Source organism: Synergistaceae bacterium, from assembly GCA_017444345.1.
Taxonomy (GTDB): domain Bacteria; phylum Synergistota; class Synergistia; order Synergistales; family Aminobacteriaceae; genus JAFUXM01.
Genome location: JAFSWW010000067.1, coordinates 1 through 10,117 on the forward strand (window position 1 = coordinate 1; position 10,117 = coordinate 10,117).

The 10,117-nt window shown below is 41.2% G+C and carries 9 protein-coding genes and 6 tRNA genes; all 15 read left to right on the plus strand.

Features of this window, described 5'->3' with window-relative positions:
* The first annotated feature begins 71 nt into the window (after positions 1–71).
* Positions 72–1,409, plus strand: a complete 1,338-nt coding sequence (murC, locus tag IJS99_04680) for a UDP-N-acetylmuramate--L-alanine ligase (GenBank protein ID MBQ7561117.1) — start codon at positions 72–74, stop codon at positions 1,407–1,409.
* Between the two features lie 72 nt (positions 1,410–1,481).
* On the plus strand, positions 1,482–2,369 hold the full coding sequence (gene murB / locus IJS99_04685) for a UDP-N-acetylmuramate dehydrogenase (GenBank protein ID MBQ7561118.1): 888 nt from the start codon (positions 1,482–1,484) through the stop codon (positions 2,367–2,369).
* 61 nt (positions 2,370–2,430) lie between these two features.
* Positions 2,431–3,132, plus strand: a complete 702-nt coding sequence (locus tag IJS99_04690) for a hypothetical protein (protein MBQ7561119.1) — start codon at positions 2,431–2,433, stop codon at positions 3,130–3,132.
* 36 nt (positions 3,133–3,168) lie between these two features.
* The gene (gene ftsA, locus IJS99_04695) at positions 3,169–4,659 is read left to right on the plus strand and encodes a cell division protein FtsA (GenBank protein ID MBQ7561120.1); all 1,491 of its coding nucleotides are present in this window, start codon (positions 3,169–3,171) and stop codon (positions 4,657–4,659) included.
* 93 nt (positions 4,660–4,752) lie between these two features.
* The gene (gene ftsZ / locus IJS99_04700) at positions 4,753–6,018 is read left to right on the plus strand and encodes a cell division protein FtsZ (GenBank protein MBQ7561121.1); all 1,266 of its coding nucleotides are present in this window, start codon (positions 4,753–4,755) and stop codon (positions 6,016–6,018) included.
* Positions 5,978–6,736, plus strand: a complete 759-nt coding sequence (locus tag IJS99_04705; GenBank protein MBQ7561122.1) for an SPOR domain-containing protein — start codon at positions 5,978–5,980, stop codon at positions 6,734–6,736. Before ftsZ ends, IJS99_04705 begins: the two co-directional genes overlap by 41 nt.
* Before the next feature lie 9 nt (positions 6,737–6,745).
* Complete coding sequence (locus IJS99_04710) at positions 6,746–8,050, plus strand: bifunctional folylpolyglutamate synthase/dihydrofolate synthase (protein MBQ7561123.1); 1,305 nt, start codon at positions 6,746–6,748, stop codon at positions 8,048–8,050.
* A gap of 248 nt (positions 8,051–8,298) precedes the next feature.
* A complete protein-coding gene (locus IJS99_04715; protein ID MBQ7561124.1) occupies positions 8,299–9,105 on the plus strand; it encodes a PhzF family phenazine biosynthesis protein in 807 nt (268 codons plus the stop codon).
* A gap of 46 nt (positions 9,106–9,151) precedes the next feature.
* Positions 9,152–9,229, plus strand: a tRNA-Pro gene (locus IJS99_04720).
* 21 nt (positions 9,230–9,250) lie between these two features.
* Positions 9,251–9,324: transfer RNA gene (locus IJS99_04725), tRNA-Gly, on the plus strand.
* Between the two features lie 31 nt (positions 9,325–9,355).
* Positions 9,356–9,432 (plus strand) — tRNA-Arg (locus tag IJS99_04730).
* Positions 9,433–9,451: 19 nt separating this feature from the next.
* Positions 9,452–9,525, plus strand: a tRNA-His gene (locus IJS99_04735).
* Between the two features lie 21 nt (positions 9,526–9,546).
* Positions 9,547–9,623 (plus strand) — tRNA-Arg (locus IJS99_04740).
* An 18-nt stretch (positions 9,624–9,641) separates the two neighbouring features.
* Positions 9,642–9,714 (plus strand) — tRNA-Lys (locus IJS99_04745).
* A gap of 175 nt (positions 9,715–9,889) precedes the next feature.
* The coding region (locus tag IJS99_04750; protein MBQ7561125.1) for a DUF4102 domain-containing protein at positions 9,890–10,117 on the plus strand (228 nt) is incomplete at its 3' end.

Consider the following 10,117-nt stretch of genomic DNA (forward strand, 5'->3'; position numbering starts at 1 on the left):
TAATAAATAAATAATATAATCTATATAATTAATCTTGAATCTTAAATCTTGATAATTAGGAGTGAAATTTCTTGAATAATGTTCACCTCATGGGAATAGGCGGTTCAGGAATGAGCGCACTTGCAAATCTTCTTAAGGCTCATGGGCTTAACGTAACAGGCTGCGACCTAAAAGAGTCCTCGTATCATCTTGATAATAATATCCCCTGCGTAATCGGCCATTCTCCCGAACATATAAATATTTACAAGCCCGATGCTTTAATAATTAGTTCAGCAATAAATCACGACAACCCCGAATTAATTGCGGCCAAGAATCAAGGCATAAAAATTTTATCGCGTGCTCAGGCTTTGAGCGAATTATTTAATAAATATAATGGTATAGGGATTGCAGGAGCTCACGGCAAAACTACAACATCATCAATGACGGGATTAATTTTCATGAAAGCCGGATTAAACCCGACAATTTATATAGGTGCGAACGTCCCGGATTTAGGCAGCAACTCAATATCAGGAACAGGGCAATTTTTTATCGCTGAACTTGACGAGAGCGACGGAACATTTGAACTCTTTACACCTTCAACGGCAATAATTACTAATGCGGACTGGGATCACGTAGATCACTATAAGACACGCGATGAAGTTATAGAGGCTTTCACGAGATTTGCAGACGGCCGGAAAGATTCGTTAATAATCTGCGCAGAAGACGAGGGAGCCGCGAAAGTTTTTGACTCATGCAAAAACCGCAAAAATATTTATAGATACGGCTGGGGCAAAAGTTACGACTGGGGCGCATATGACATAACAACAAATCCCGGCGGCGGAATTTCCTGCAAAATCTCTCATAATAAACAAGAAATGGGAACTCTAAGACTTGCTATATCAGGTGAACACAATATATTAAATTCTTTGGCGGCAATTTCAGCAGCTTATATTAACGGAATAGATTTCGAGACAAGCACGGAGATTCTAAAAAATTTTCACGGTTCAGAACGTCGAATGCAGCTCAAAGGAGTTACAGCAAATAATATAACAATTCTTGACGATTACGCCCATCACCCTGCAGAAATCAGCGCGACTCTTAGGGCAGTACGCGGAATTTATCCCGGAAAAAGAATTATAGTTTTGTATCAGCCTCACAGATTTTCACGGACTGCGATTTTTGCCGAAGATATTGCGAATTCTTTAAACTTGGCCGACGAAATTTATTTATTGCCCGTTTATGCAGCAAGTGAGCAGGAAATCCCGCACAGTTCAGCGCAGGAAATTATTAGATTCAGCAAGAAAATTATAACGCTCGTAAATTTTGATGACGCAATTGATTTTATCAGGCCGGAATTAAAGGCAGACGATATATTTATTACAATGGGAGCGGGCGATGTTTACAAAATCGGTGAAAAGTTTTTGAGTTAAAATTTTAGAGTTTGATTTTATTTAGGGTATAATTACTTAAAATTTATCAGGGATATTTAACGAGAAATAAATATGTTATTAACTAGTTTGCAAAATATTAACGAGAATAAGCCATTAAGAGATTTATGCACGCTCGGTGTCGGAGGGAATGCAAAATATTTCGCTGCTCCTGAGTCAGTGAGTGAGTTTGTAAAAATTTTACTGGCTTCAAAAAATGAAAATCTGCCCGTTTATGTAATCGGCGGAGGGAGTAATTTAATTTTTCCTGATTCTATGATTGACGGCCTCGTTATAGCGACTGGGAATTTAAGCGCAATTAACTGGTCAGAAAATTTTATAGAGATTCAATCAGGTTATAAGCTGCCTTTGCTCGTTAAAAATTTTCGTGATAAGAATCTCGGCGGGCTTGAGTTTGCTGCGGGAATTCCCGGAACACTGGGAGGCGCGATTTACGGCAATGCAGGAACGTCAGGACATGGAATTTGCGAACTAGTAGAAAGCGTTTTGACTCTTGACTCAACTGGTAATCTAAAAATTTTCAGTGCAGATGATTTCAGCTTTGAATATCGTAAATGTTCGCTGGCTGACGAGAAAATAATAATAATTTCGGCAAAAATAAGACTCGATAATGCTTTATCATGGAACGAAGACGAATATCAAAAAGTTTTATCGAGCCGGAAAAATCAGCCGTTAAATTTCAGGTCGGCCGGGTGTACGTTTAAGAATCCTGCTGGGTTTTCTGCGGGGAAGTTATTAGATGACTGCGGCTGTAAAAATATTTCTGTCGGCGGTGCTGTAGTATCTGATAAACACGCAAATTTTATATTAAATATTAATAACGCGTCATATTCTGATATAGTTAATTTGATAGAAATTTGCCGCAGAAAAGTTTTGACTCTCACGGGGATAAATTTAGAGCAAGAAATAAAGATTGCTGCCCCGTGCTTTGTGCGACAGTGAGTTTGCTGTGCGTTTACGCCTTAGAGCTTTTATGCTGATAGTATTTATTCTCGGCGGGTCCATGCGCCTAAATGAATATAGATTCTGGTTCGCCCTGAAAAATTATCACGTTGAGGCTCAATCTCAAGAACTTGAGCGGCGTTTATGGGAAGTATTCCCGAATCGGTGTATAACTTTCTGGCCGTATTTATTAAAAGATTCGGAGGGAATCAAAGAATTTCTTGAGCGCGATTTGCCAGTAACAGTAAATACAAACATGACAGGACTAGGGCATTTCGAGACAAAATTACAGTGGCTCCCGGCGTGGATAAAAGTAGAATGGCGCGGCAAAATATGGTGTATTTCACGAGACGGCCGAATGTGGGAGTCAGAAAAAGGCCGCCCAAATGAGGAATCAGCAGGACGCGTAATCTGGAAGATTCCGGAGCAGGGCAATAATAATAAACAAGTTCCGTTATTTGGAGTCTTCAGATCGCCGATTTCAACGGATATAATTGCGTCATTCATGGAAGAGTTTAAGGGCTTCAAATGGTATGACACAGCCAGCGAAATTACATGGGAACGCCGTGCAGGAATGGATTTATTTGTCCTGAAACTCTCACAGGGGAGTCAAAATTTTGTGCTTTATTTACAGCGTGAAAAATATCGCGGTCAAGATGTCGGCGAAATTATAGAAGATTTATTTTCCCGCTTAATAAGTGAGGGCGGGAGTCATATAATAGACGCAACATATGAGGGGAAAATTTTATTGCGTAATTTATAATATAGATAAATTTTTAGAGAGAGGGAATTAGATAAAATGCCGGTAAAATCTGACAGTCTTCTAGTAGGACTGAGTATGGGAACAACGAAAACTACAATGATAGTCGCCGAGAGAGATCGCGATTATCCTGATTCAGTGCACGTAATAGGATTCGGGGACGCACCTTCACGCGGAATTTCACGCGGCGTAATTGTAAATATTCAGGAAGCCCAGCAGTCCGTAACGAAAGCACTTCAGGACGCGCAAGGAATGACCGGCATATCATCAAGAAAATTAAGCAATGTAGTAGTCGCATTTAACGCTATGGATATTAAAAGCGAATCGAGTCACGGATTTATAACTCTTCCCGGAATGTCAAGCGCAAGAGAGTCAAAATCTGTAGAACGCAAAGATTTAGACAGGCTTATAGGCCGCGCTCGTGAAGATTTAAACGTGAATTTACGCAATAATTTATACTCTCTTCACATGATCCCGACTAGTTACGAACTTGACGGCCGCCCGGTTGATGAGCCTTTGAACATGAACGGAAATAGACTCGATATGTGGCTGCAAACTGTAGCAGTGCCGATTAATCACGTTCAGAATGTAAGAGACTGCGTGCGTAAGGCCGGGCTTGAAGTTAAGGGATTAATATTAAAGCCTCTTGCTTCGTCATTAGGTGCTGTCTATGAAGAAGAAATGCGTTCGGGCTGTATTTCGATTTGTATAGGCGGCGGCACAACTGGAATCGTGCTTTATAGGGGCGGGCGGGCTTTCAGAGTTATAAGCATACCAATCGGCGGAGATCATATTAAGAGCGATTTGGCTACAGTTTTGCATATGCACCCTGGGCAGGCCGAGCAGCTCAAGAAAATAATATTTACTAGTAATCCCGAAGAGTTACGCAGTGAAGGAATTGACGTAGATTTAGCTGTGCAGGTTATTCTTGCAAGAGTTGAAGAATTATTCGGCGATTATGTCCGTGCAGCTTTGGCCGAGTGTACGCCCCAGCATTTTCCGAGCGGCATAATTTTATCGGGCGGAGTATCTAAGACTCCCGGAATCGAAAATATTTTAGCTGATATTCTGCAAATGCCAGTCAGAAAAGTTAGCGAACCTATTTATCCGTTGTCATATGGACTCGATAATCCCGCTTATGTCAGTGCCGCAGGAATCTTGAAATATTGCCTAATCAAAGAAAGCGACCCCTATGTGTTTATGGACGCTGAACAATTTAATAACAGGACTCGAAATCGTGATAATCGTGATGATAATAATAATAATGACGAGTTTGACGGAGTCGAGACTGAAGAAATTGACGAACCGGAACGCAATGACAGGCCGGAAAGAGAAGAGCCCCGCCCGATTAAGAGAGAACGCGAGAAAACTAGACAGCGCGATTATAATGACGAGCCGGATTATTATGACTCTGGTAATGACGAAGACGGCTACGACAATGAAGACTATGACGATGACGACCGCCCTAAAGAAAATAATTTGCGTGAAGCTATAGGGAATTTCATGACGAGATTGCGCGGCCTGTTTTGATAAAATATAATCTTGTAATGCTCGTAAAAATACAATAAAATTATTTTTCATGGATATATGATATATACTTAACTTAGGGAGGAGATTAAGCGAATGAATCAAAATCAGTTATTCAATCTAACGAATAATAATATACGTCAAAATGAAAAAATTGTAGTATTTGGAGTCGGCGGAGGAGGAGGTAACGCACTCAATCACATAATCGAGTCTGGAGTTCAGGGCGTTGATTTTGTTGCTGCTAACACTGACGCAAGAGCATTAGACATGAGTCAAGCTCCTAATAAAATTATTCTCGGTGAGGCTTTAACACGCGGACTCGGTGCAGGTGCTAATCCACAAGTCGGAGCAAATGCCGCAAAAGAAAGTATTGACCGGATCAAAGAATATATAACTGGTGCAGATATGTTATTTGTTACTGCCGGAATGGGCGGCGGAACAGGTACAGGAGCAGCCCCGGTTATTGCTGAAGCTGCCAAAGATATGGGAGTCCTTGTCGTCGGAGTCGTTACAAAGCCGTTCGGTTTCGAAATGGGCAAGCGTATGCACACAGCCGAAGAGGGAATCGCACAGTTAAAGAAAAACGTCGACGCTTTATTAATTGTCGAGAATGATAAATTGCTTCAGATGGAAAACGGCGTGAAAATTAAAATCGTTGACGCTTATAAAAAAGTTGATGAGGTTCTACGTCAGGCAGTACAGGGAGTTACAGATTTGATCACTAAGAACGGATTTATAAATCTTGACTTTGCAGATATTAAAGCAGTTCTCACAGACGCAGGCACGGCAATAATGGGAATGGGCGAAGGAGAAGGCGAAGACAGAGCGACAAAGGCCGCAAAGAACGCAATTACTTCACCGTTAATGACATTTCCTGTTACCGGCGCAAAAGGAATCTTACTCAACGTTACAACAGGAAGCGAGATCATGCTCGGCGAAATGTCGGACGCAGCAAAAATTATCGAAGAGACAGCAGATCCTGACGCTCAAGTTATCTGGGGACATGTCATTGATGAGTCGCTCGGTGATAAAGTTCACGTTACATTAATTGCTACGTTCCCCGATGACGGAAAAGTCCGCAAGCCCATAGCCAAGCCCGAACAGGCACCCGAAAAAGTTCAGTCGAGAGTCCAGCAGGTACAACAGCAGCCGCAAAGACAAAATATTGTACAGCCTCAGCAGCCTTCACGAGTCAATTCTTTATATGACTCATACACTAAGAAGAGACGCGCCCAAGAAGGCGGAGGACTCGAAGAAGCTAGATTAACTTCTCCATCAAATGACGATTTCAGCGTATTCCCGGGATTCCAGAGGAAGCCATATGACCAGCCGGCCCTATTCAGAAAGAACCTCAAGGACTGAGCCCAGACGCTCGACTATACGCAGAGGCATTAAGAAACGCGGGATTTTGCCGTCATTCGGTGATATTATTTTACCCGTTGTCAGTGTCGCTGCTGTAGTCTTGTTAATCATTGCAGGACGGCAATTTTTCCTTAATGGCATGAGAACTTCCCCGGGGATTTCTTCAACGAGGGCATTTGCTGAGTCTCCCGCTTTGATGGCAGAACGTGAAGCGCGCGCAGAAAGAGAGTCAAACTCTGAAACAAGTAATAATTTAATCGCTGTATCGTCTGAAGATATTGCCGCGTCTGACACGAATTTATTAGCAGCTCCCGGCATTAAAGAAACTTCTACGCCCGTTATAGTTGTCGCCGAACCTGTGAAAGCTCCCGAAAATGTTGAGCCGGTCAAGCCCGCACAGACTCCCGCAAAACAAGCAAGCCCGGCACCTGTCAAGAAAGAACAGCCCAAACCGGCCAAGACTCAAGATTTACCGGCTTCAAAACAATGGCGGGTACAAGTCGGCGCATATACTTTAAAGGCAGCAGCAAACGAGGGCGCAGAAAAAATTAACAAGGCAGGCTATAAAACTGTAGTATATTCAAATCCTGCGTCTAAATATATTAAAGTCTGGGTCTTAGCCGGAGCAGATAAGAAATCAGCCGAGCAGGTTATGCACAAAATGAAGTCTATGGGATTCAAGACAAGTTTTGTAGTTCCGCCCCCTAAGTCTAAATAATATATAAACATGGCAAATTTTGACGAACTCGAAAAAATTTTATACGCTCATTCAATCAAGAAAATTATTCCCGGCCTTGAAAGAATGTCCCGCTTGCTTGAGAGATTAGGCAATCCGCAAAATACTTTTAAGGCCGTTCACATTGTCGGTACTAACGGGAAAGGCTCAACGGGCGCGTTTATTTCGTCAATACTGAAAGAGTCGGGCTATAGAACTTGTTTTTATTCGAGTCCGCATTTAGAGTCTTACTCTGAGAGATTATTAATTAACGGTGAAAAGTTGAGCTTACAGGACTGGATTAACGCCGCAAATATAGTCATTCAAGCAATTAACGACGATGACAAGCCGACATTTTTTGAGATTTTAACGGCCTGTGCATTTGTCTTAGCTCGTGAAAATAATATTCAGGCCGGAGTCATTGAAGCAGGACTCGGAGGAAGATTTGACGCTACTAATTTACTTGCTGATACTGCGTGTTCTGTTATAGCGTCGATTTCTTTCGATCACATGGAATATTTAGGCCCGACACTTGAAAGCATAGCGAGTGAAAAATTTGCTGTAATTAAAGCTGATACACCGGCTGTTTTTTCAGGAGTTGACTCGAGTTTGATTCCGCTTTTCAAGAAATTTTGTGAAAATCATAAATCACTCGGCTTTGTAGTCAGTGAGCAGGCAGAAATTAATAATATACGCATAACCCCTGAAGGAAATTTTTTTGACTTTAACGCGCCGTTATTGCAACTTAAGGACGTTCACACAAATTTAACCGGTCAATATCAAATTAATAACGCGGCACTGGCACTCTCTGCAATTTCCTGTATACGTGATAGATTCCCGTTAATTTCTAAAGAGTTAATTTATCGGGGCATGTTAAAAGCAGCTTGGCCGGGAAGACTTGAAATAATTTCGCGGAATCCGTTAATTATTCTTGACGGCGGGCATAATTACGACGGAGTCAAAAATTTATGTGAGAGCTTAAAATCTTTATGGGCTGATAAAAATTTTTCAGTGATTTATGCGGCAATGAGAGATAAAGACTTCCCCGGCTGTCTTGAGTTACTCAGCAAAAATTTAAAGCCTTCTATATATTTTACGACCGTACCCGACACACCTAGAGCCGCGACTCCTGATGAGTTATTCAAAGCCTCGCAAAAATTTTCATGGGCAAATAATCCCGAATGTTTTGACTTGCCATTGAACGCCGTAAAGCAAGCCTTAAAATATAATAATAATAATTTATTGCTTATATGCGGGAGTCTTTATTTAGTCGGATATATAAGGCCTCAAATAAGAAATCTTTTGCGAATCCATTAAATTTTTACAGCTACATTTACAGCTACAAAAAAGTGAAATTTTCCTAGTCATAGCAATATTTCACAAAGCAAAAAATTTTTGTTGTAATGCAATTTTCACGCGCAAATTTTTGACCCACTCATGCGCTCATAAACTTAAATTCTTTACCTAATCACACGCGAAAAAATTTTTATTATTTTGTGCTATCATAACTATTTATTAATCTTGACGCTGCAAAATCTACGTCTTAAAGTGAGGAATAATTTTTGATGAAACAATATATAGTTGACGCATTCACCGATAAAATTTTTTCAGGAAATCAAGCAGCAGTTTGTGTAATGGACTCATGGCTGAATGATAAATTAATGATAAATATAGCTCGTGAGAATAATTTTTCAGAGACGGCTTTTATCGTGAAGGACTCAATGCATTACAAATTACGCTGGTTTACTCCAAATAGTGAAGTCGATTTATGCGGACATGCAACACTTGCGAGCGCGTTTATATTAATGAATTTCTACGATGACTCTAACACAGTAATATTTGACACAATAAGCGGCCCCCTTGCTGTAAAACGAGAAAAAGATTTATACGCTATGAACTTCCCGTCATATAAATTAAATCCTGTTCCTGTTACGAGCGAAATAATTTCGGCACTGGGCGGAGTTACTCCTGAATGTGCATTTATGGGACGTGATTTATTATGCGTGCTGAAAGATTCAGAAAGCGTGATAAATTGCAACCCCGATCTTGAGAAAATAAAATCTCTTGACGGCCTATTAGTTCACGTAACAGCGCAGGGCAGTAATAACATTGATTGTATATCGCGTTCATTCGGGCCGAAACTTGCAATAAATGAAGATCCCGTCTGCGGTTCAGGACATTGCCATATAGCTCCGTATTGGATAAATAAATTAAACAAGAAACAAATCACGGCATATCAGGCTTCAGAAAGAGGAGGCTATTTATATTGCGAGCTTGAGAAAGATAGAGTAATTATATCGGGTCAAGCTGTATTATTCTCAGAGGGAGAAATTTTTTACGACAATATAATAAATTTGACAAATAAAGCATGAGAGTTATAATAATTACTCGTTGAACGACCGTAATAAGAAAGTTTTGCGGGGCGTAGCGCAGTCTGGTTAGCGCACCTGCTTTGGGAGCAGGGGGTCGGAAGTTCGAATCTTCTCGCCCCGACCAGAGTGAACGAGTAATAAATATGCGGGAATAGCTCAGTTGGCTAGAGCGATGGCCTTCCAAGCCGTAGGTCGCGGGTTCGAATCCCGTTTCCCGCTCATAAATAATAAAAGTCGGATGCAACAAAACGCGCTCTTAGCTCAGCTGGATAGAGCAACGGCCTTCTAAGCCGTAGGCCGCGGGTTCGAATCCTGCAGAGCGCGCCATAATGTAAACGCAATAATGGTGAATGTAGCGCAATTGGTTAGAGCTTCGGATTGTGGTTCCGGCGGTTGAGGGTTCAAGTCCCTTCATTCACCCTCAGAAAGAGTAATAGTAAAGCGCTCTTAGCTCAGTTGGATAGAGCGACAGACTTCGGATCTGTAGGCCGCGGGTTCGAATCCTGCAGGGCGCGCCAGTAGTAATAAAGTAATATGGACTGTTAGCTCAGTTGGTAGAGCAGCTGACTCTTAATCAGCGGGCCGTGGGTTCGAGTCCCTCACAGTCCATCAAAGTATAATCAGATAAAATTTGTTGAATGTGTAAAGCCTGCAATAGAGCGGGCTTTTGTGTTATTATTGCTCCTGCAAGATACAATAAAAACCTGCTAAATCATATGCATTATCGTACAAGAAAAATTTTATATTAGTTTTTGTACGGTCAACAAAAAAAGGAGTAATAACAATGCTTATTGGGTTAACAGTCAAAAGCGCAAAGCCCCGCGAAAAAAGTTATATGATTCGCGATGAACGAGGCTTATACTTGCGTATTGATCCTTCAGGGCGTAAATATTGGATTTTCCGTTACTGGGAAAATAAAAAAGAGCATCAATTATCACTCGGTACTTATCCACATATTTCATTAAAGGAAGCTCGACTGAAACGTGATGAGATTCAGCTTGCTAGGTCAAAA

Bases quoted from the DNA above. Each gene is read 5' to 3' on its own strand.
- ftsA (MBQ7561120.1), top strand. From the start codon at position 3,169: ATGCCGGTAAAATCTGACAGTCTTCTAGTAGGACTGAGTATGGGAACA.
- IJS99_04715 (MBQ7561124.1), top strand. From the start codon at position 8,299: ATGAAACAATATATAGTTGACGCATTCACCGATAAAATTTTTTCAGGA.
- IJS99_04705 (MBQ7561122.1), top strand. From the start codon at position 5,978: ATGACCAGCCGGCCCTATTCAGAAAGAACCTCAAGGACTGAGCCCAGA.
- ftsZ (MBQ7561121.1), top strand. From the start codon at position 4,753: ATGAATCAAAATCAGTTATTCAATCTAACGAATAATAATATACGTCAA.
- IJS99_04710 (MBQ7561123.1), top strand. From the start codon at position 6,746: ATGGCAAATTTTGACGAACTCGAAAAAATTTTATACGCTCATTCAATC.
- murB (MBQ7561118.1), top strand. From the start codon at position 1,482: ATGTTATTAACTAGTTTGCAAAATATTAACGAGAATAAGCCATTAAGA.
- IJS99_04690 (MBQ7561119.1), top strand. From the start codon at position 2,431: ATGCGCCTAAATGAATATAGATTCTGGTTCGCCCTGAAAAATTATCAC.